Raw genomic sequence first — 20615 nt, 5'->3', positions numbered from 1 at the left:
GGGGGCGCCAAACCACCCGGCCCCCCCCCCCCGGGGGGGGGGGGGCCCCCCCCCCCCGCCCCCCCCGGGCGGGGGGGGGGGGGGGGGGGCCCCCCCCCCCCCTGCTCGTCGCCGCCTCGTCGTCCCGCACCTCGCGGCCGGGCCGGGCGGCGACGGTGTCGCGCCCGGTGTCGTCCGGGCCCGCGTCGCGCCGTTCGACGCTCGCGGTCCGCGACGCCTCGGTCAGGGGCGGTCGACCGGGTGGTCGACGGGCGCGGAGAGGTCCACGCCGCGCCAGGGCGCGCGCCGGGCGGGCGTCTCGTCGCCCCAGTGCCGCACGCCGGTCCAGCCGGGGTCGCCGGTGGCGCAGAAGTCGACCCAGGACCGGAGCACGCGCCGGGACAGCGCGCGGTCGGCCGGGCCGGGCGGCCCGCCGATCAGGAAGTGGGCGGTGTCGAGGGTGCCGAAGCAGAACGGCACGTCGACGGTGTGCCAGGCGGGCGGCCGGGTGAACCGGGCGAGGAACGCCCGGCCGTGCGCCTCGGCGATCCGCGCGGTGGGTTCGGCGAACACGAAGTCGCCGGCCAGCCGCACGGGCGCGTCCTCGAAGTGCTCGTAGGCCGTCACGACGTGGTCGGGGATGCCCCAGTCGCGGCCGAACGCGCGCAGGTCGGCCGGCGGCCGGAACGTGCCCACCTCCCGGAAGAGGGCGTACTCGACGTCGGTGTGGCACAGCAAGGCGTCCACGTCGGGCGGCAGCGCGGGCAGGGCGTCGGCGACGGGTCCGAACAGCACCGGGTCGTACGACAGCGGCCCGGTGCGCTGCGCGGCGGCCAGCGCGTCCGCCGAGGCCACCGCCGACTCCGGGGTGGTGGGGTCGATCCACCGGGCGACCCGGCGGGCGAAACCCGTGGTGTAGCAGCGGTTGGGCACGCTGTGCGCGATGACGCGGCGCACCGGCTCCCGGGCGGCGAGGAACAACGCCGACGCCGCGCCCGCCGACTGGCCGGCGACGGTGATGTTGTCCGGGTCGCCGCCGAACACCGCGACGGTGTCGCGCACCCACCTCAGCGCGGCCCGCTGGTCGAGCAGCCCGCGGTTGTCGGGCCGGCCGGGCACGTGCCCGAAGCCCTCGAACCCGAGCCGGTAGTTGCACGTGACCACGACGAGCCCGGCCCGCGCCAACGCCGCGCCGTCGTAGTCCGGCTGGGCCGACGACCCGAACGTGTAAGCGCCGCCGTGCACGTGGAACAGCACGGGCCGGGGACCGTCCGACGTGGACGGCGCCCACACGTTGAGGGTCAGCACGTCCTCGTCCCCCGGCCGCCACACCGGCGCGCCGGGCAGCCGCGCGGACTGCGGCGCGACGGGACCGAACCCCGACCGGTCCCCCGCGTCGTCCACGGGCACGGGCGCGGCGAAGCGACGCGCGCCGAACGGCGGTTCGGCGTACCGGATGCCGAGGAACGCGGTCACCCCGCCGCCGACCGCCCGGCCCCGGAACCTGCCACGTCGCGCCATCACGGCATACCCTCTCACGATGGGTGATCCGCTGAACGCTCGAGACGACGCCGTCGAGGCGTTGGGGATGGTCGCGCGGGCCGCCGGGCCGTACCTCGACGCGCTGCCCCACCTGCCGGTGCGCGACCCCGCGCACGCCCGCCTGCTGGACGACCTCGACGGTCCGCTGCCGGAGTCCGGTGACGGCACGATCGCCGCGGTCGCGGACCTGCTGCGCATCGGCACGCGGGCCGCCACGCACTCGTCCGGGCCGCGGTTCTTCCACTTCGTGGTCGGTGGCGCGACGCCGGCCGCGCAGGCGGCGGACTGGGTGACGTCGCTGCTGGACCAGGCGGGCGGGTTGTGCGTGGCCTCGCCGCTGGCCGCGCGGGCGGAGACGGTGGTGCTGCGGTGGTTGAAGGAGCTGTTCGGGCTGCCCGCGTCGCACGGCGGGGTGCTCACGCCGAGCGCGACGTTCGCGAACCTGACCGGGTTGGCGTGCGCGCGGTACTGGTGGGCGCGGCAGCACGGGGTGGACGTGACGGCGGACGGCCTGGTCGGGTTGCCGCGGCTGCCGGTGTTCTCCAGCGGGTACGTGCACCCGAGCAGCCGCAAGGCGTTGCAGCTGCTCGGGTTGGGCCGCGACTCGGTGCGGGTGCCTGCGCGTGACGACGCGGGCCGGCTCGACGTGGACGCCCTGGACCGCGAGCTGGCGTCGTCGGGGCCGGCGGTGCTGATCGGGAACGCGGGCGAGGTCAACGGCGGCGACTACGACCCGCTGGACGAGATGGCGGACCTGGCGGAGCGGCACGGCGCGTGGCTGCACGTGGACGGCGCGTTCGGGTTGTTCGCCGCCCTGTCGCCGCGCACCGCGGGGTTCGTGCGCGGCGTGGAGCGGGCCGACTCGGTCGCCGCGGACTGCCACAAGTGGCTCAACGTGCCGTACGAGAGCGGTGTCGCGTTCGTCCGGGACCGCTCGCTGCTCGGCCGGGCGTTCGGCAGCTGGAACAGCGCGTACCTGCCCGAGCCGGACGAGGAGTTCGTCAACTACAACAGCCTGGGCCCGGAGTCGTCGCGGCGGGCGCGGGCGTTCCCGATCTGGGCGACGTTGCGCGCCTACGGCCGGGACGGGCACCGGGCGATGGTGGAGCGGCACCAGGACCTGGCGCTGCGCCTGGGCCGCCGGATCGCCGAGGCGCCCGACCTGGAGCTGCTCGCGCCGGTCACGCTGTTCGTGGTGTGCTTCCGCTACCGGCCGCCGGGCGTGCCGGAGGAGGAGCTGGACGACCTCAACCGCCGGCTGGGCGAGGCGCTGATCGAGGACGGCCGGGTGTACGCGGGCACCACCGTGTACCGGGGCCGGGTGGCGTTGCGGCCGGCGATCGTGAACTGGCGGACCACCGAGGAGGACGTGGACCTGCTCGCGTCGGTGGTGCGGGAGCTGGGCGCGCGTCTGCGCTAGCCGGCCGGCGGGCCGGGGGACGTAGCATCGGCGGTGTGCGGAACTCGATCACCGATGTGCCCGGTGTGCTGGTCGGGCACGCCACGCTGATCGGTGGCGGCGCGCTGACCGGCACCACGGCCGTGCTGTTCCCGCCCGGCACCTGGTCCACTGTGGACGTGCGCGGCGGCGCGCCGGCGACCCGGGACACGGCCGCGCTCGACGCCCGCCACGGCGGCCGGGAGGTGCGCGGCGTGGTGTTGACGGGCGGCAGCGCGTACGGCCTGTCGGCGGCCGACGGCGCGGCGCGGGAGCTGGGGTCGTTCGTGCCCGCCGCCGCGTTGTTCGACCTCGGCCGGGGTGGCGACTTCCACGCGCGGCCCGGGGCCGCGGAGGGCGCGGCGGCGGTGCGGGCCGCGGGGGTGGAGTGCGCGCAGGGCAACGTCGGCGCGGGCACGGGCGCGCTCAACGCGACCCTGAAGGGCGGCCTGGGCACGGCGAGCGCCGCGCTGCCCGGCGGCGTGGTCGTCGGCGCGGTCGCCGCGCTCAACGCGGTCGGCCCGTCGGTCGACCTTGACACCGGTCTGCCGTTCGCCGCGCGCCTCGGCCTGCCCGGCGAGTTCCCCGCCTACGGGGGCGACGACCTCGACGCGGCCCGCGCCGCGACCGGTCACGCGCAGCCGTTCAACACCGTCATCGGCGTGGTCGCCACGAACGCCCGCCTGCCGCACCTGTTCGCGCTGGCCAACGCCGCCCAGGACGGGTTGGCGGCGGCGGTGCGCCCGGCGCACGGCCTGACCGACGGCGACACCGCGTTCGCCGCCTCGACCGGCACCCGCGACGCCGACCCGGGGCAGGTGCTGGCCGCGGCCCGCGCGGTGTTCGCCCGCGCGCTCGTGCACGGCCTGCTGCGGGCCGAGTCCGTCACCACGCCGTGGGGCCACCTCGCGGCCTACCGCGAGCGCTACCCGCTCACCGCCGCCGCCTACCGGGGGATCTGACCATGCACGCGATGCAGTACGAGATCACGTTGCCCGCCGACTACGACATGGACGTCATCCGGACCCGCGTCGCCACGCGCGGCTCGGCGCTGGACGCGTTCGCGGGCCTGGGGCTGAAGGCGTACTGCGTGCGGGAGCGCGGGGTGGACGGCTCGCCGGTGAACCAGTACTCGCCGTTCTACCTGTGGCGCACGGCCGAGGGCATGAACAGCTTCCTGTGGGGACCGGGGTTCCGGGGCCTGAGCGCGGACTTCGGCCGGCCGGCCGTGCAGCACTGGGCGGGGCTGGCGTTCGAGCGGGGCGGCGCGGAGACGGCGACCGCGGCCACGAAGCGCACGTGGCGCCTGCCCGCCGACGCCGACCCGGCCGAGGCGGTCGACCGGGCGCTGGACGCGCTCCGGCCGCTCGCCGACGACCCGGCGCTGTACTGCACCGCGCTGGCGATCGACCCGCGGCACTGGGAGCTGGTGCGCTTCAGCCTGTGGAGCGCCCTGCCGGACGGTGACGACGACGTCGTGCGCTACCGCGTGCCGCACCTGTCGCGGCCGGAGGTGGACGACCTCAGCGCGGGCCGCCACTGGTAGGCCGGGACCGGCCGGGGTCGCGGACGCGGTCGGCGTACGGCACGGACACGTAGTTGACCAGGTCGAGCACGCCGCCGCTGGTGCGGTCCAGCTCGCGGGCGAACGCGCGGATGCCCGCGTCGACGCGGTCCATCAGCCACGCCAGCAGCACGACCACCACGTCGGCGAGCAGGCCGACCTGGAACGGCATGTCCTCGCGCCGGCCCGCGGTGACCGCGCTGGCGAAGTCGGTCATGCCGCGTTCGGTCAGCGGCAGCGGCCCGGTCTCGATCGCCCGCTTCATCGAGTCCACGACCAGCGGCAGCACCGACGCCCACACCTCGCGCGGCGCGACCTCGCAGATCAGGCCGCCGGACAGGGCCGCGGTCCACAGCGCCTCGGGGTCGCGGGCCCGGACCGCGCCGACGGCCAGGTGCGGCAGCAGTTCCGCGCCGCGCTCCCACGCGCCGGTGGCGACCAGCTTCTCCACCGCGTGCCGGTAGTGCTCCAGCGCCCTGCCGTGCTCGCCGCGCGCGGTCAGCACGCCGCCGAGGTCGTCGTGGAACGACGCCACCTCGGCCGCCGCGCCGACCAGCTCGGCGCGGGCCAGGCCCACGGCGGCGTAGTGCTGCGCGGTCTCCAGGTCGCCCCGGTCGCGGTGGCACGCGCCGAGCCGGCGCAGCGCGGCCAGCTCCTGCCGGTCGTCGCCGAGGTCGCGGAACAGCTCCACCGCGCGCGACCCGGCCTCGATGGCCCCGGTCAGGTCGCCGGTGTCGCGGCGGTGGTCGCACTCGGCGAGCGCGAACGCGGCCCGCGCGGCCGGGTCGCCCAGCTCCTCGGCCAGGTCGCCGCCCAGCACGGCGTACTCGAGCGCGGTGTCGGGGTCGGCGTCGCCGAGCTGGTGGAGCACGGTCACCGACTCCAGCAGCCCGGGTCTGTCCGACCGCGCGAGCTGCTCCTCGTACGCCAGCCGCGCCGCCTGCCCGGCCTCCTCGGTCCTGCCCTCACCCATCAGCAGCCTCGCCATCCGCAGCAGGACGCCCGCCCGGTCGCGGCACGCGTCGCCCAGGCCCACACACCGTTCGAAGTCCGCGAGCGCGGCCCCGTATTCCCCACGCCGCTCGCACCGGGCGCCGGTCAGCTCGAACCTGGTCGCCCACAGGGCTTCCAGCTCGTCCTCGGGCAGGTCGAGCCCGCCCAGCAGCGCGTCGACCCGCTCGACCAGCGCGGCGGCGCGGGCGTCGTCGGGCTCCAGGGCCAGCTCGGCCAGCAGCACGTCGGCGTAGGACGGGGTGTCGGTCAGCCCGCCCGCCTCGGCGACGCGGCGCAGCGCGGAGATCTCCCGGTGCAGCACCGGGGCCAGCGCGGCGTCGCAGCCGCGCGCGGCGGCGGCCAGCACCTCGCACGCGGTCAGCGCCGCCTCGGCGTCCGTGGTGGACCGGTCGCGCCACTCGTCCAGCCGGCCGTTGACCGTGCCGACGTACAGGTAGGACCGCTCGACGCCGCCGGGGGTGCCGGTGTTGACGATGGCCCGCGCGGCGGGCGTCTCGTCCGCGGTGAGCCGGCGCACGACGGTGCGGGCGAACCCGGCGGCGAGGTTCGGCGGGATGGTCCACAGGGTGCCGATGTAGCCGCGGGCGCCGGCGCGGACGAACTCCCGGCCCAGGTCGGTCCAGGAGCGGCACGAGTTGTTGAACACGATCGGCCGGTGCCGCAGCGCCACCGGCGGGTCGGTGTCGGGCAGCGCCCGGCCGCCGAGCACGATCGCGTCGTCGGCGTCGTGGCAGTTGAAGAACACCAGCTCGACCGGCAGGTCCGCGACCAGGTCCCGCAGGACCTCCGGGGAGGCGTCCCGGTCGGACAGCACGACCGGGTGCGTGTGGTGGCCCGGCGGCGCGGCGGTGTCGGGCTGGTCCCGGAACGCGCCGGAGTCGAACACCAGGCTGAACGCGGCGGGCTCGCGCGCCGCGCCGGCGCGGTGCAGCTCGGTGAGCACGACCAGCGCCGGGTCGGCCACCACGTGCCCGATCGGCTTGCGCGCCCACGTCACGTCGGCGGTGCGCACGAACGAGTACGGCAGGCCGGTGGTGAACGCGGTCAGCGCCCGCTCCCCCACCTCCGCGACCGCCTCGGCGGGCACCTGCGCGGTGACCACCGCCTCGACCGCCGCGTACGGGTCGTGCCCGCCGGTGGACAGGTACCGCCACAGCGCCTCGACGAACCCGATGCCCTTGACCGCGTCGCCGATCGCGCCCGCCGCGGCGGTGACCCGTTCCTGCTCCTCGGCCACGACGGCGCGCACCGCGGTGAGGTCCGGCGCGGGCGTGACGACGAGCCGCGCGCCGCGGTGGTGGGCGTAGCCGGCGGCGGTCAGGTCGTCCGCGGTGCCGGTGCGCTCGACCAGCACGGCCTCGTCGCCGTCGTCGGGGTTGTTCCCCTCGAACGGCACGGACGGCGCGTCGTCGTGCACGCGCAGGGCCGCGCCGGTGCGCAGGGCGGTGAACAGGGCGGTGACGAAGTCGGCGTCCGGGGCGACGTCGAGCGTGCGCTCGGGTCCGCCGTCGCCGCGCAGCAGCTCCCACGCCTTGTCGGTCAGGCCGACCGGGTCGTCGCACGGCAGGTGCACGTGCTCGGGCACCCCCGCGAACGCCTCGGCGGCGTCGGGTTCGGCGAGGAACACCGCCCGGCGCACGCCCGTGGCGACGAGCAGTTCGCCGAGCAGCCGGTCCCGCCGGTGCGCCGACGCGTCGCCCGGCGCGAGCGCGACGACGGGCGTGAAGCGGTCGGCGGGCAGGCACGACACGACCACCGCGGCCTCGCGCGCCTGGTCCGGGCGGCACACCACGACGGTGTCGCCGACGTCGAACACCGGCTCGCTGGTCACCGTGAGGTCCAGCTCCGAGCGGCCCGCGGGCAGCCGCACGGACACGCCGCCGTCCTCCAGCGCGCACGGTGACGAGCCGGACACCCGCAGCGTCACCGAGCCGGGCAGGGTGAACGTCACGCCGTCGCCGGTCGGGGTGGCGGGCGCGTCCACCGCGAGCCGCCAGCGGGCGGGCAGGGGCAGGTCGAAGCGCTGCCGCAGCACGGCGCGCACGTGCCCGTCGCGGGTCTCGTCCACCAGCAGGTCGCGGGCGCCGGCCTCGGCGGTCAGCTCCTCGGCGGCGGCCACGGGCGGTTTGCGGTGCACGTCGAGCAGGACGGCGCGCAGCAGCCCCGCTTCGAAGCGGAAGCGGATTCCGTGCGGGGCACCGAGGTCCACTGGCTCACGACCCTTGCAAGCGAGGAGTGTCCACCGTGTCGGAGGTGGCGGGCAGAAACTACGCCACCGCGGCCCCGACCTGTAGCAGATCCGCCGCGCCAGTCGCGCTCGTTACACCCCGGGCCGCTCGACGCGGGCCGCGGGCGTCCACCGGGCGCGTCGCCGCCCGCCCGCGGCCTGCACCTGGTCGCGGCCGAGCCGCTTGGCCTCGTACAGCGCCGAGTCCGCGGCCGCGAGCAGCCCCTCCAGGGTGTCCTCGGCGACCTCCGGCCACACCGCGATGCCGATGCTGACGGTGAGCCCGCCGACCGTGCCGCCGTGGCCGTCGTCCGCCGAGACCCGGTGCACCTCGGCGCGCATCCGCTCGGCGATCGCGACCGCCTCGTCGTGCTCGACGCCGGGCAGCAGCACGGCGAACTCCTCGCCGCCGAACCGGCCGACCGCGTCGCCGCGCCGGACCGCGCCCGCCAGCGCCGCCGCGATGCGCCGCAGCACCACGTCGCCGGTCTGGTGGCCGTGCGTGTCGTTGATGTCCTTGAAGTGGTCGACGTCGACCATGAACAGGCCGACCCGCGCGCCGGGCGGCTGCTGACGGGTGCGGCGCAGCTCCAGCGTGGCCTGCAGGTGCCACGCCTCGGCGTTGAGCAGGCCGGTCTTGGCGTCGGTGCGGGCGGCCAGCTCCAGCTGGTGGATGAGCACGGTGCGGTGCAGGGCGACGGCCGCGACCACCATCGGCAGCGCGAACGGCGGCGACCACGCCACGGCCAGCGCGACGAACCCGCCCAGGGCGAGCTGGCCCGCTTCGAGCAGGTTGTCCGCGGCGCTGCCGACGGCGTCGCGCACCGACCGGGGCCGGACCGTCAGCAGGATCACCGCGGCCACCAGGGCGGTGTTGACGAGCCACTGCGCGGCGCCCGCGCCGACCAGGCCGACGAGGTCGAGCGCGCCGCCGGGCGTTCCGGCGTGCAGGTGGTCGCGCAGGCCGGTGACGCCCGCCACGGCGCTCGCGGCGAGCGTGGCCAGCACCATCATCGACGTGGTGAACACGTTGCGGTGCGGTGGGCGCGAGGCGTCCCAGCGGCCGACGACCCACCAGCGGTGCGCGTACATCAGCACGACCAGCGCGACGGCGAGCGCCGGCGGCAGCACCAGCGCGCCGGCCAGGATCCAGATGCTGCACAGGTCCACGTGCGGCAGGTGGCTGTGGTCGCGGCGGATCCGCTCGATCCAGCGGGAGCAGTGCAGGTGCAGCGCGGCGCAGCCGGCCAGCACCGCGAACCGGGTCCACGAGCCGGCGGGCACGGGCCACGCGGTCGCGGCGGCGAGCGCGACGACGGCGAGCAGGTCCACCGACAGCACGTGCACCAGGGCCGGGCGCGGCAGGGACCATAGTGACCAGCGTCGATCGCCCGACGACGTCGAACCCGCTCTGCCCATGGTTCCTCACGGCTGTCTTGTCCGGACTGTCATCGCGTCCGGACGGAGGGTCACAGTAATGGTGACCTGCGTCGATGTCAGCCGCTACCGGGGTGACGAGACCCACTGGAGGTGAGCGCGGTGCGCGACAAGATCTGGTGAAACCGCCGGTCACAGCAGTGCCGGGACCGAGCGCAGGTGTGGTTGTGCGCGACGGGACCCGGTGATCCGGGTCGTCCGGTCGGCTACGTGGAGGGAGGTGCGCCGCCATGCGCGACAAGATCTGGTGAAGCGGTGCCGGCGGGCCCCGGGCGGGTGGTGGTCACCCGACCCGGGCCCGGACCAGCCACAGGCACGCGGTCGCCGCGCCCAGCCCGCTGACGACGAGCGTGGCGCGCGGCCCGACCGCGTCGCCGAGCAGCCCCCCGGCCAGCGCGCCGAGCGGGGCGGTGCCCCACACGGCGGTGCGGATGGTCGCGTTGACCCGCCCGTGCAGGGCGGCGGGCGCGGCCTCGTACCGCACCGGCACCTGGTGCACGTGGTAGACCTGCAACGCGAACCACATCAGCGCCACCGCGCCGACCAGCAGGGCGTCCACCGCGACCAGCGCCTGCCCCGCCCCGGTGGCCAGGACCGCGGCGACCATCGTGCGGCGGCGGCCCCACCGCTCGCCCAGCCGGGCCGCGACCAGCGCGCCGACGAGCCCGCCGACCGCCCCGACGGACAGCGTCACGCCGACGCGTGCCGCGGAGAACCCCAACGCCGACACCAGGTGCAGCAGCAGCACGACGGTGAAGGCGTTGAACCAGAACACGTGCGTGGCCGTGCACAGCGTGACCCGCCGCAACCCCTGGTGGCCGAACACCGCCCGCACCCCGGCCCGCACCGTGCCGCCCGGCCGCGGCCGTTCCACCACCCGCACCCACGCCAGCGCGACCGCCGCGACGAGGAAGCTCACCGCGTCGACCAGCACCGCGCCCGCAGCCGTGACCGCCTCGACCAGCCACCCGCCGAGCGCGGGCCCGGCGACCTGCGCCGTGGCCTGCCCGGCCTCCACCGCGCCCTGGGCGCGGGTCAGCGACGCGCGCGGCACCACCATCGGCACCAGCGCCAACCCGGCGATGTCCCCGAACACGGCGAACGTCCCGGCCACCGCCGCGGCCGCGGCCAACAGCCACACGGTCAACACCCCGGCCGCCGCGGCGGCGGGCACGACCGCCAGGGCGACCGCCTGCCCGACCGCGCACACCCCGGCGACCACGCGCCGCCGCGACCGGTCCACCCACACCCCCGCGGGCAGCCCGAACAGCAGGTAGGGCGCCCGGCCGCAGGCCGCCACGACCCCGACCTCCCACGGCCCCGCGCCCAGCGCCAACGCCGCCACCAGCGGCACCGCCACGACCGTGACCTGCGACCCGACGAGCGACACCGTCTGCCCGGCCCACAGCAGCACGAACGACCGGTCACGCCACAGCACCCGGCGGCAGACCTCCTCCGGCGACCGGCCCGTCGGCGTCCCCCAGTCGGCGCCGGCGACGTCCAGGATGCCGGTGTCCCCGGCGGCCCGGCGTCGGCCGATCGGGCGGCTCAGGCCGCGGCGGCCGGGGCGACGCGGGACCACGCGGCGGTGGCGGTGACGGCCAGGACCGCCCCCGCGACGCCCGCCACGGCGATGGCGGTGGTCGGCGAGCCCGTCGCCGACGCCAGCAGGCCGCCCGCGGCCACGCCGACGCCCTGCGCGGCGACCAGGCTGCTGCGGGCGAAGCCCAGCGCCTGGCCGCGCTGCCCGTCCGGCACCAGCCGCACGAACGTCGCGCCCGCCGTCACCTGGTAGGCGCTGAACACGCCGCTCACCGCCAGCAGCGCCACCGCGCCCACCAGGTTCGGCGCGAGCAGGTACCCGACCAGCGGCAGGGCGGTCGCGGCGGCCAGCAGCCCCAGCAGCCGCACGCGGGTCGACGCGGGCAGGAACCGCAGCAGCACGGTGCCCAGCACCATCCCGGCCGGGTCGGCGGCCAGCAGCAGGCCGACGCCCGCCGCGCCCGCCCCGACCTCCGCCGAGAACGGCGCGGCCAGCCCCTCCGGCACCACCGTGAACAGCGCCAGGCACCCGAGGACGACCAGCAGCCGCAGCCGCCGGTCCCGCCACACCAGCGCCGCGCCCGCCCGGATCCGGACGTGCGCGGCGGCCACCGCGGCCGGCGCGGGCCGCGCCCGCAACCCCAGGCGCAGCAGGACCGCCGACACCGCGAACGTCACCGCGTCCGCCAGCAGCGCGCCGGACGTGCCCAGCCACGCCACCACCAGACCGCCGCCGACGAACCCCAGCAGCAGCCCCGCCTGGTGCGTGATCAGGTGCACCGACTGCCCGGCCTCGTACTGCTCGCCCAGCACGGTCGGCAGCAGCGCGCCCTGGGCGGCGGCGAACGGCGCCTCGGCCAGCTGCGCGACCACCAGCAACGCCGCCACCAGCGGCAACGGCACGCCCGGCACCGCCATCACGGCCAGCAGCACGGCCCGCACCGCGTCCGCGACCACCATCACGGTCCGCCGCGGGTACCGGTCGGCCAGACCCGACAGCAGCACCCCGGACACGAGCGCGGGCAGCATCGTCAACGCGTAGGTCAACGCCGTCCACGCCGCCGACCCGGTGCGCTGGAACACCAGCACCGACAACGCCACCCGGGCCAGCTGGTCGCCGACCGTGGACAGCACCGCGGCCGACCACAGCACCCGGAACTCCGGCACCGCGAACACCGCGCGGAACCCCGTGCCCCCGACCACGCGCACCCCCGATCCGCCGCGACCGATGAGTTCCCCGGGCCCGGCACGTCACATGGTGCGCGACGTGCGTCCGGCACGTCACCGTACAAGCCCGGAGGGTGAGCATGAGCGAGGATGCGCGGATGGCGGTCGATTTCTCCCGGGAGACCGAGCGGTACCGGCACGAGCTGCGGGTGCACTGCTACCGGCTGCTCGGCTCGTTCGACGAGGCCGAGGACCTGGTGCAGGAGACGTTCCTCAAGGCGTGGCGGGCCCGCGACACGTTCGAGGGGCGCTCGTCGTTCCGCGCCTGGCTGTACCGGATCGCCACCAACGCGTGCCTGGACGCGATCGACCGCAGGCCCCCGCACACCACGACCGAGGAGATGCCCGCGGCCGACGTGCCGTGGCTGCAGCCGTTCCCCGACGCCCTCCTCGACGCCGAACCGCACGCCGAGGTGGTGGCGCGGGAGACGATCGAGCTGGCGTTCCTGGCCGCGGTGCAGCACCTGCCGGCCAAGCAGCGGGCGGTGCTCGTCCTGCGGGACGTGCTCGGCTGGCCCGCGAGCGACACGGCGGCGTTGCTGGAGGACACCGTGCCCGCGGTGAACAGCGCCCTGCAACGCGCCCGCGTCACCCTGCGCAAGCACCTGCCGCCGCGGCGGGCCGACTGGTCGGGCGAGCCGAACCCGCGCGAGAAGGCCGTGGTCCGCAGGATCGTGGAGGCCACCGAGCGAGGCGACATGGAGCTGATGGCCGCGGCGCTGCGCGAGGACGTCACCTGGACCATGCCGCCGCAGCCGGAGTGGCACGTCGGCCGCGACGTCCTGGTCGAGCTGTGGACGCCGGTGATGGTGGGCCCGGACGCGTTCGGCGAGTGGAAGGTGCTGGAGACCCGGGCGAACCGGCAGCCGGCCCTCGCCAACTACGTCCGCAAGCCCGGCGCGGACCGCTTCGAGCCGGTGTCGCTGGACGTGCTGCGCGTCGAGGGCGACGGGATCGCCGAGGTGATCACGTTCCCCTCGGACCGGTTCCCGCTCTTCGGCCTCCCCCCGTCGCTGTGAGCTTCGACGTCCGCGTGGTCGTCGTGACGGGATCCCTGCCCTACGACCCCGACGAGTGGCGCGACGCGTTCGTGGTGGTGGTCGGCGGCGAGCTGGAGGTCGCCGGCGTGCGGTTCGGGGACGGCTCGGTGCTCGCGCTGGCCGGGTTGGCGGTCGCGGAGCTGCGGCAGCACGGCGGGCGGCCCGCCGTGCTGGTCGCGGTGACCCGGTCAGCGCCCCGTGAGCACGCCGCGGGCGAAGGCGACGAGGTCGGCGGGCGCGCGCTCGGGCGACCCGGCGTCGTAGGGCGGGTCGGGGTCGTACTCGATGAACAGCTGGGTGAACCGGGCCCGCTCGTCGCCCCAGATCAGGCCGACGAGGGCGAGCGCCAGGTCGATCCCGGCGGACACCCCGGCGCCGGTGACGACGGACCCGTCCACGACGACCCGGTCGGTGCTCACCACCGCGCCCAGCGCGGCCAGCTCGTCCCGCAACGCCCAGTGCGTCGTCGCTGGACGGCCGTCCAGCAGGCCCGCCTGGGCCAGCACCGTCGAGCCGCTGCACACCGACGTGGTCCAGGTGGCGGTCGGGTGCACCGCGCGCACCCAGTCGGCGACCACCCCCTCGGCCAGCACCTCCGCCCAGCCCGCGCCGCCCGGCACCACGAGCACGTCGGCGCGGCGCAACGCGGCGAACGTGGTCGTCGGCACGAGCGCCAACCCCGCGTCCGTGATCACCGGGTCGGGTGAGGCGGCGACGAAGTGCGCCGTCACCTCCGGCTGGTGGGCCAGCACCTCGTACGGCCCGACCAAATCCAGCGCGGTCATCCGCGGGTAGAGCACGAAAGCGACGTCCATGTCCGATCCCCCTTCGCTCACGCCGCACCCGTGGTGCGGAACCGGTCGCGGTAACCGCCCGGCGTCACGCCGAGCACCCGCAGGAACGCGCGGCGCAGCGTCTCCGCCGAGCCGAAACCACAGCGCCGGGCCACGACGTCCAGCCCCTCGTCACCCGACTCCAGCAGGCCCGCCGCCGCCTCGACCCGGACCCGTTCCACGTACCGGGCGGGCGACACGCCGACCCGGCGCGGGAACACCCGCGCGAAGTGGCGGGGGCTCATCGCGGCGCGGCGGGCCATGCCGTCGACCGTCCAGCCGGCCGCCGGGTCGTCGGCGACCGCGTCGAGCACCGCCCGCAGCCCCGGCTCCCGCACGGGCGGCACCCGCGACCGCACGCTGAACTGCGACTGGCCGCCGGGGCGTTGCAGGAACACCACCATCCACCGCGCCACCAGCCGGGCCAGGGCCGCGTCGTGGTCGTCCTCCACCAGCGCCAGGGCGAGGTCGATGCCCGCCGTGACGCCGGCGGAGGTGACCAGCCGCCCGTCCCGCACGTAGATCGCGTCCGGCACGACGCGCAGCGACGGGTGCTCGGCGGCGAGCCGGTCGCAGTAGGCCCAGTGCGTGGTCACCCGCGCCCCGTCCAGCAGGCCCGCCGAGGCCAGCACGAACGCGCCCGTGCACACGCTGGCCACCCGGCGCGCGCCCGCCGCGACCCGGCGGAGGTGGCCCAGCAACTCCACGTCCCGCGCCGCCTCGGCGAACGTGAAGCCGCCGACGACCAGGAGCGTGTCCACCCCGCCGGACACCTCCCGCAGGTCCTCCGCCTCCACCCGCAACCCGCCGGTCACCTCGAACCCGCCGCCCAGGCCCGCCAACCGCACCCGGTACCCGCCCCGCGCCCCACCCTCGCTCTCGCTCTCGGCCGACGCCACCCGGTAGCCACCCCGCGCCCCGCCCTCGGCCCGGCGAACCCCGCCCGCGGCCGACGCCGGCCCGTGGCCGCCCCGCACCCCGCCCTCGGCCCGCCGCGTCCCGTCCCCGGCCGACACCGACCGACGGCCGCCCTGCGCCGCTCCCTCGGCCCGCCGCGTCCCGTCCCCGGCCGACACCGACCGACGGCCGCCCTGCGCCGCTCCCTCGGCCCGCCGCGCCCCGCTCTCGGGCCGACATGCCCGGTTCGCGCCGGCGAACACGTCCGCCGGGCCCGCGATGTCGGTCAACGCCGCACCGTCGTACCCGACCACCAGCACCTCGCGTTCCACACCGCCCACCCTCTCCGCCGCCCGCGCCGGCGGCAACGACCGCCGACCCTCGATTCCCGCCACGCTACGGTCGGTCCCGTGCTGAGGATCGAGATCGACGGCGGCCCGCCGACCACCGACCGGCTCGCCACCGGCCTGCTGGCCAACTACGGGCACTTCACCGCGATGCAGGTCCGCGACCGCCGGGTGAAGGGCCTCGACCTGCACCTGCGCCGCCTCGACCAGGCCCACCGCGAGCTGTACCGCACGGGCCTGGACGGCGACCGCGTCCGCCGGCTGATCGCGCACGCCCTGCGCGACGACGTGCGCGACGCGGCCGTGCGCGTGGTCGTGTTCGGCCTCGACCAGCCGTCGGTGATGGTCGCCTTGCGCCCGCCCACCCCGCCGCCGACGACACCGCAACGCCTGATGTCCGTCGCCTACACGCGCCCGTTGCCGCACGTGAAGCACCTCGGCGGGTTCGGCCAGCTCCACCACCGCGACCGGGCCGCGCGGGCCGGGTACGACGACGCCCTGCTCACCACCGACGGCGTGGTGGTGGAGAGCGCGGTCGCCAACATCGGGTTCCTCGACGGCGACGACGTGGTGTGGCCGCGCGCCGACTGGCTGCACGGCATCACCATGCGGCTGCTCGAACGGGAGCTGCCGTCCCGCCGGGAGGTGGTGCGCCTGGCCGACGTCGGCCGCTACCGGGGCGCGTTCCTGGCCAACTCGATCGGCGTGGTCGGCGTGTCCCGCATCGACGACGTGGGGTTCGACGTGGGGTTCGCCGACGACGCGTCGGCCCGCGTCCGCGCCGCCTACGACGCGATCCCCGCCGACCCGGTCGACTAACGGGGGTCAGACCGCGGGCGGCCGGTCCTCGTACGGGGTGGAGAGCACGACCGTGGTGCGGGTGGACACGTTCGCCACCTCGCGGATCTGCCGCAGCAGCTCCTCCAGCGCCGTCGGCGACGCCACCCGCACCCGCAGCACGTAGGAGGCGTCGCCGGCGACCGAGTAGCACGCCTCGATCTGCGGCAGGTGCTCCAGCCGTTTCGGGTAGTCGTCCGGGGCCGCCGGGTCGATCGGCGTCAGCGAGATGAACGCGGTCAGCGGCAGGCCGATCTCGTCGCCGTCCAGCCGCGCCGCGTAACCGCGCACCACGCCCCGCTGCTCCAGCCGCCGCACCCGCTGGTGCACGGCCGACACGCTCAGCCCCACCCGTTCGGCGAGGTCGGTGAAGCTGCACCGGCCGTCGGCGGCCAGCTCCCGCAGGATCGCCCGGTCTGTCGGCTCGAGGTTCGTCACGCGGGCAACACCACCAGCTCGTGCGGTCGGTTGTTGACGCTCTCCACGCCGTCGGCGGTCGCGATCACGATGTCCTCGATCCGCGCGCCCCACCGGCCGGGCAGGTAGATGCCGGGTTCGACGCTGAACGCCATGCCCGGCTCGATCGGCAGGTCGTTGCCGCCGACGATGTAGGGGTCCTCGTGCACGTCCAGCCCGATGCCGTGGCCGGTGCGGTGCACGAAGAACTCGCCGAACCCGGCGTCGGCGATGATGTCGCGCGCGGCCGCGTCCACCGCCTCGCACGTGACGCCGGGGCGGACCGCCTCGACCGCCGCCCGCTGCGCGGCCTGGAGCACGGCGTAGGTCTCCCACACGTCGGCGTCGCGCGGCTCGCCCAGCACGTACGTGCGGGTGGAGTCGGAGTTGTAGCCGTCGGCCAGCGGGCCGCCGATGTCCACGACCACCACGTCACCGGCCTCGATCACCCGGTCGGACACGTCGTGGTGCGGCGACGCCCCGTTCGGCCCCGAGCCGACGATGACGAACTCGGCCAACGCGTGCCCCTCGGCCACGATCGCGGCGGCGATGTCCGCGCCGACCTCGGCCTCCGTCCGCCCGGGCCGCAACCACTCCCCCATCCGCGCGTGCACCCGGTCGATCGCCGCGCCGGCCGCGCGCAGGGACGCCACCTCGGCGACGTCCTTGCGCATGCGCAGTTCGCGGAGGATCGGGCCGGCCAGCACCTGGTCGCCGTCGAGGGCGTCGCGGAGCCGGAGGGCGTGCAGCGCGGGCATCATGTCCGACACCGCCGTGCGGTTGCCCTTCAGGGCTTTCTTGACCAGCGCGTACGGGTCCTCGCCGTCCACCCAGGTGGCCACCTCGACGCCCAGTTCGGCGGTGGGGGTGTGCGCGTAGCCGGGGTGCTCCAGCTTCGGCACCACCAACACCGGAGCCCCACCGACGGGCACCACCAAGCACGTCAACCGCTCGAACGACGTCCCGCCCGCGCCGAGGAGGTACCGCAGGTCCGAGCCGGGCGAGATGAGCAACGCGTCCACACCGGCCACGGCGGCCGCTGCGGCAGCCCGGTCGAGGCGGGCGCGCAGGGCGTCCACGTCGCCGGGCACGACTTGGGTCGACATGGAAGTGAAGCCTAGTGGTGCCCGACCGGCCGCACGCCACATCCGACCACCACAGCACTCTTTCGCCAGGCCAGCACCCCTTCCTCCCCTTCTCTCACACTCCACACCCCGTCACCCCAATGGGTGTTCTTGGCCGATTCACCGAATTGCCATGAAAAATAACGCCGTTTCCCACAACCTCGAACGTCGGTTGGAACAACGAGGCCGCGCCAACCACCTCCCACACCCACAACCCGCCCACCCACTCCCCTCCCTCATCCCTTCCCCACCCCCTCACCCCCACCCCGCGCCTGCCCCTCCCGCTTTCTCCCCACCCCCGCTCTCCCCGCTACCCCCGCTCCCGCCTCCCCCGCTCTCCCCGCCACCCCTGGGAGCCCCGCCACCCTCGCTCTCCCCGCCACCCTGGCTCTCCCCTCCGCCACCGGGCTCACCGCTGACCTCGCCGCCGCCCACATCGGGAGTTATCCACAGGACCGAGCCGAGCGACCCGCCCTGTCGGTGCTCTCTGGCAAGCTGTCCAGGGTGAGCAACCCGCTGGTCCTGATGGACGCCGCCAGCCTGTACTTCCGGGCGTTCTACGCGCTGCCCGAGTCGATGACCGCACCGGACGGCACCCCGGTCAACGCGGTGCGCGGGTTCGTCGACACGATCGCCAAGGTCATCACCGACCGGAAGGCGAACCGCCTGGTCGCGTGCCTCGACGCCGACTGGCGCCCGGAGTTCCGCGTCGCCGCGCTCCCGTCGTACAAGGCCCACCGCGTCGCCGCCGAGGGCGTCGACGGCGAGGAGGACGTCCCCGACACCCTCACCCCGCAGCTCCCGATCATCCTCGACGTGCTCGACGCGGTGGGCATCGCGACCGCCGAAGCCGACGGCTACGAAGCCGACGACGTCATCGGCACCCTCGCCGCCCGCGAGACCACCGACCCGGTCGAGGTGATCACGGGCGACCGCGACCTGTTCCAGGTCGTCCGCGACGAGCCGACCCCGGTGCGCGTCCTCTACCTCGGCCGCGGCTGGGCGAAGGCCGAGCTGCTCGGGCCGGAGGAACTGGCCGCCAAGTACGCGCTGCCCGTGCAGGACGCCGGCCGGGCGTACGCCGGGATGGCGGTGCTCCGCGGCGACCCGTCGGACGGCCTGCCCGGCGTGGCCGGCATCGGCGAGAAGACGGCGGCGAAGCTGATCAGCGAGTTCGGCTCCCTGCAAGCCGTGCTCGACGCGGTGCACGACGGCCGCGACCGCAAGCTCACCGCCCGCGCCCGCACCGCGCTGCTCAACGCCCAGGACTACCTCGCCGTCGCGCCGACCGTGGTCAACGTGGCGACCGACGCGAAGGTCGTCATGGACCGCCCCGACCCCGTGCCCACCGCACCCGTCGACCCCGACCGGGTCGCCGAGCTGACGCGCCGTTGGGGCCTGGGCAGCTCACTGCCCCGGCTGGTGGCCGCGCTGGAACGCCGCTAACCACCGGACCGCACACCGCTCGCAGCACGACGCGCCCCATCGGTCGCGGCCCGCCCTGTCAGCGGAACCCACCGGCGCTGTGGGATCGACCGGCTGCGAGATCGGTGGACCGCAGGCGGGCGCATGTGCAGGCTGCCGGCGCGGCCACGCCGGTGCGGGTGCTCGCTGAACGCGATGGTGCGGGCGAACAGCCGCGTGGGCAAGCCGGTGTGGTGGCGTGTCAGAAGTACGTGCCGCACCACGGCGCCTGGGGCACCGCGAACAGCGCGTCGGCACGCTCCAACGCGGCCGGGTCCACGACGTCGAGGCGTCGGGTCTCGGCGAGGGTCGTGAACGACACGTCGCCCAGGTACGTGGAGGCCAGGACGTCCACGTCCAGCACCAGCTCGGGTGCGTCGTCCACCCGCGTCACGCCGTCCGGCGCGATCCGGTACGAGCCGGCGTTGTCCGGCAGGTACGTGTCCCGCACGCCGATCACCACGGGCTCGGCCGGGCGGTACGTGCGAGCCGCCAAGGCGGCCGGGACGTCGAGCAGGCGGAGCCAGGTCTCGTCGTCCTCGTCGGCCACCTGGCACGCTCGGCGGTCGCCCAGCAGCCACGGCACGGGTTCGTCGAGCGGGCGGCCGTGGGCGGTGATCTTTTCGACCAGGTCGATGCCGAGGACGAAGAGCCACAGGTCGGCCCAGGCTTCGGCGGTGCGGGCCCACAGGTCCGTGACGGCGAGGGTGGTCGGCTTGCTGTCGCTGGAGCCGTAGTCGCGGGGAACGACCTTGAACACGACGTAGCCGTCGTCCGGCGCGCCGGGGGACGCCGAGCGCACGGCCATGCGGTAGTTGTCCTCGGCCGTGGAGCGGCGGAAGTTCAGGCTCCACCACGCGGGCCAGCGGGAGATCGTGCCCGGCCGGCGCGGGGAGAGGTCGTCGAACAGCTCGCGCGCGATCCGCTCCCCCACCTCGCTCTCGACCAGGCGCACCCGGCCGACGGGGCGGGTGCGGGGGGCGGCACGGCGGCGGTCGATGGTCAGGGACCGGTACCTGGTGGCGACGCCGTAGCCGTAGCGGCCGTAGATGGCGGTTTCCGAGGCGCGCAGGGTGGCGACCACGTCGCCCGTCGAGCGCATATTGCGCAGCTGGGCGCGTTGCAGCGCGCTCAGCACGCCGCGGCGCGTCCAGTCGGCGCGCACGCCGACGCGGCTCACCGCGCCGTGCTGCACCACGCCGCCGCCGGGCACGGCCAGGTGGGAGGGGAAGGACTGGACGGTGCCGACCATCTCGCCGTCGGCGAACGCGCCGAGCGCGCGGCCCTCCTCGTACGACTCCTGCGCCAACTTCCACGTGTCGTCCGGGGCCGGCGGGTGGTGCAGGGTGCCGCGGAACAGGGTGTGGGCGGTCCGGTACTGGGAGTCGTCCAGGACGCGGATGTCGTGGTCGGTCACCTCCGCATGGTGCCCGACAGATCGCTTGCTTCGCTAACGAGTTTTGGTCACAACCGGCGGTCATGCCGGGAGCGCGGGCGACGACGGACGCGGGCCACCCGGTCGCCAAGCGGCAGCGGAGAGCGGCAGCGAAGAGCGGACTGCGGAGGCGGCGAGCAGAGGCGGCGAGCAGAGGCGGCGAGGGGCGAAGCCGCCAGGACGGCAAGACGGCAAGAGCGGGGTACGACCTG

The 20615-nt window shown here is 75.9% G+C and carries 16 protein-coding genes; 6 read left to right on the top strand and 10 right to left on the bottom strand.

The window, feature by feature from the left end; all coding sequences use genetic code 11:
* Positions 1-222: 222 nt before the first annotated feature.
* Positions 223-1500: a carboxylesterase family protein gene (locus ACFXGA_RS23950; protein ID WP_378091231.1), complete on the bottom strand. Its 1278-nt coding sequence runs from the start codon at positions 1498-1500 to the stop codon at positions 223-225.
* A gap of 19 nt (positions 1501-1519) precedes the next feature.
* On the opposite strand from ACFXGA_RS23950, the gene ACFXGA_RS23945 reads away from it, so the two are divergent.
* The 3 genes from ACFXGA_RS23945 to ACFXGA_RS23935 are packed head-to-tail and all read left to right on the top strand — an operon-like array spanning position 1520 to position 4505.
* Entirely contained in the window at positions 1520-2941 is a 1422-nt protein-coding gene (locus tag ACFXGA_RS23945) for a pyridoxal phosphate-dependent decarboxylase family protein (RefSeq protein WP_378091229.1), read from the top strand.
* 35 nt (positions 2942-2976) lie between these two features.
* A complete protein-coding gene (locus tag ACFXGA_RS23940) occupies positions 2977-3921 on the top strand; it encodes a P1 family peptidase (protein WP_378091227.1) in 945 nt (314 codons plus the stop codon).
* An 11-nt stretch (positions 3922-3932) separates the two neighbouring features.
* The gene (locus tag ACFXGA_RS23935; RefSeq protein WP_378091225.1) at positions 3933-4505 is read left to right on the top strand and encodes a DUF4865 family protein; all 573 of its coding nucleotides are present in this window, start codon (positions 3933-3935) and stop codon (positions 4503-4505) included.
* On the opposite strand, the gene ACFXGA_RS23930 is transcribed toward ACFXGA_RS23935, so the two are convergent.
* The 4 genes from ACFXGA_RS23930 to ACFXGA_RS23915 all read right to left on the bottom strand — a co-directional run bounded on the left by ACFXGA_RS23930 (position 4483) and on the right by ACFXGA_RS23915 (position 11946).
* Positions 4483-7746 (bottom strand): hypothetical protein, encoded by a 3264-nt coding sequence (locus ACFXGA_RS23930; RefSeq protein WP_378091223.1) that lies wholly within the window; start codon positions 7744-7746, stop codon positions 4483-4485. The genes ACFXGA_RS23935 and ACFXGA_RS23930 overlap by 23 nt on opposite strands.
* 111 nt (positions 7747-7857) lie before the next feature.
* Complete coding sequence (locus tag ACFXGA_RS23925) at positions 7858-9105, bottom strand: diguanylate cyclase (protein WP_378091221.1); 1248 nt, start codon at positions 9103-9105, stop codon at positions 7858-7860.
* Between the two features lie 379 nt (positions 9106-9484).
* Entirely contained in the window at positions 9485-10783 is a 1299-nt protein-coding gene (locus tag ACFXGA_RS23920; RefSeq protein WP_378091219.1) for an MFS transporter, read from the bottom strand.
* On the bottom strand, positions 10750-11946 hold the full coding sequence (locus ACFXGA_RS23915; protein ID WP_378091237.1) for an MFS transporter: 1197 nt from the start codon (positions 11944-11946) through the stop codon (positions 10750-10752). Before ACFXGA_RS23915 ends, ACFXGA_RS23920 begins: the two co-directional genes overlap by 34 nt.
* Positions 11947-12044: 98 nt before the next feature.
* On the opposite strand from ACFXGA_RS23915, the gene ACFXGA_RS23910 reads away from it, so the two are divergent.
* A complete protein-coding gene (locus tag ACFXGA_RS23910; RefSeq protein WP_378091217.1) occupies positions 12045-12989 on the top strand; it encodes an RNA polymerase subunit sigma-70 in 945 nt (314 codons plus the stop codon).
* A 209-nt stretch (positions 12990-13198) separates the two neighbouring features.
* Here ACFXGA_RS23910 and ACFXGA_RS23905 read toward each other — a convergent pair whose 3' ends face one another.
* Both ACFXGA_RS23905 and ACFXGA_RS23900 read right to left on the bottom strand, forming a co-directional pair.
* On the bottom strand, positions 13199-13825 hold the full coding sequence (locus ACFXGA_RS23905; RefSeq protein ID WP_378091215.1) for a DJ-1/PfpI family protein: 627 nt from the start codon (positions 13823-13825) through the stop codon (positions 13199-13201).
* 17 nt (positions 13826-13842) lie between these two features.
* Complete coding sequence (locus ACFXGA_RS23900; protein ID WP_378091213.1) at positions 13843-15072, bottom strand: GlxA family transcriptional regulator; 1230 nt, start codon at positions 15070-15072, stop codon at positions 13843-13845.
* Positions 15073-15150: 78 nt separating this feature from the next.
* Here ACFXGA_RS23900 and ACFXGA_RS23895 point away from each other — a divergent pair, with 78 nt between their 5' ends.
* Positions 15151-15906, top strand: a complete 756-nt coding sequence (locus tag ACFXGA_RS23895) for an aminotransferase class IV (RefSeq protein ID WP_378091211.1) — start codon at positions 15151-15153, stop codon at positions 15904-15906.
* Positions 15907-15912: 6 nt separating this feature from the next.
* On the opposite strand, the gene ACFXGA_RS23890 is transcribed toward ACFXGA_RS23895, so the two are convergent.
* Together ACFXGA_RS23890 and ACFXGA_RS23885 are read right to left on the bottom strand one after the other, a co-directional pair.
* Entirely contained in the window at positions 15913-16362 is a 450-nt protein-coding gene (locus ACFXGA_RS23890; protein WP_378091209.1) for an Lrp/AsnC family transcriptional regulator, read from the bottom strand.
* Entirely contained in the window at positions 16359-17486 is a 1128-nt protein-coding gene (locus ACFXGA_RS23885; protein WP_378091207.1) for a M24 family metallopeptidase, read from the bottom strand. Before ACFXGA_RS23885 ends, ACFXGA_RS23890 begins: the two co-directional genes overlap by 4 nt.
* Positions 17487-18008: 522 nt before the next feature.
* Here ACFXGA_RS23885 and ACFXGA_RS23880 point away from each other — a divergent pair.
* Positions 18009-18950: a 5'-3' exonuclease H3TH domain-containing protein gene (locus ACFXGA_RS23880; RefSeq protein ID WP_378091205.1), complete on the top strand. Its 942-nt coding sequence runs from the start codon at positions 18009-18011 to the stop codon at positions 18948-18950.
* 220 nt (positions 18951-19170) lie between these two features.
* Here ACFXGA_RS23880 and ACFXGA_RS23875 read toward each other — a convergent pair whose 3' ends face one another.
* Complete coding sequence (locus ACFXGA_RS23875) at positions 19171-20385, bottom strand: GNAT family N-acetyltransferase (protein ID WP_378091203.1); 1215 nt, start codon at positions 20383-20385, stop codon at positions 19171-19173.
* Positions 20386-20615: the final 230 nt, after the last annotated feature.

The organism is Actinosynnema sp. NPDC059335, assembly GCF_042752395.1.
GTDB lineage: Bacteria > Actinomycetota > Actinomycetes > Mycobacteriales > Pseudonocardiaceae > Actinosynnema.
The sequence above is the reverse complement of the archived record's forward strand: the minus strand, read 5'-3'. Positions and strand labels throughout refer to the sequence as shown.